At 34.8% G+C, this 998-nt stretch carries 1 protein-coding gene; it reads left to right on the plus strand.

Annotated elements, in window-relative coordinates:
* Nucleotides 1-168: 168 nt before the first annotated feature.
* A partial coding sequence (locus AB4496_RS28620; protein ID WP_372133476.1) for a hypothetical protein occupies nt 169-998 on the plus strand: 830 nt, incomplete at its 3' end.

A 998-nucleotide genomic window follows, 5' to 3' on the forward strand; every position in this document is an offset into this window, starting at 1 on the left:
ATATTCATGTGGTCTAATGATATCAGGGTTAGCTCTAGGAAGTTTGATGATGGAGTCAGCTCAGCTCGGACTCTAGATTTTTCTGATGGAATGCATTCTAGACCTATTTTGCGTTCAGCTTTTAAAGATGAACGTTCGACAAGGTGGAATACTAAAATAGAACTCATCTTGAATGAGAAAGCTCTGGACTATCTGAAAGGTGACTCGAAGTTTATAGTAAGAAAACTTAAGAATTTATGTGGACCTTTACCAATCGAAGTAGAGTTTCAATGTGGATCTAGCTTCAAAGAGTCTGTCAGTTTGCCTAAGTGGAAAACATGCACGTCAGATGAATTTTTTGATTTTTTTGAGAAAATAGCATTTCCTGAGATTACTCATGGAAAGTATTTCAAGGACACTTTAACTCAAATTGTAAAAGATGGTGAGGTTGTTGGGCGTTGCTTTATTGCACCGTATCACTCTAACCAGTCAAGTAGGCTTCCTGTTTATGAAAAAGGCATATATGTAAACCGCACAAACAATCACGAATTTTTTGGTGTGTTTGAAGCAAGTACCACTAATGCTGCAAGAGATAGAGCATCAGATATATCATTCTCAAATTATATGGAATCTTTGACTTGCATTCGAGATAAAGCATTTAGCTTAAGCAAGAATTTAGGGGAGTCGACATATTTACAAAACCTATTCTTAAGGTACAAGTTACAATCAGATGACGTACCACTTTTAGTTATAAATCGAGAAATATTATCATTTAATGATGTAATTAAGGTAATTGAAACGGAAGGTAAATTTTCTATAGAATTGTTATGTGAAGAAAACTTTGACGAAAAATATGAAGTAGCTTGGAAGCAAAAAGACGCCTTGTCCTCACTAGCAAGCCTTCATGTCGATGTAAATAAGCTATACCCACTAGTATGCGAAAGTAATAGTTATTCAACGATGGATGGATTTAAATCATTGTATTTAAATGATATGCCGGATGAAACTACTCTTATAAA

Source organism: Vibrio sp. 10N.222.46.A1 (genome assembly GCF_041473595.1).
GTDB classification, from domain to species: domain Bacteria; phylum Pseudomonadota; class Gammaproteobacteria; order Enterobacterales; family Vibrionaceae; genus Vibrio; species Vibrio tasmaniensis_A.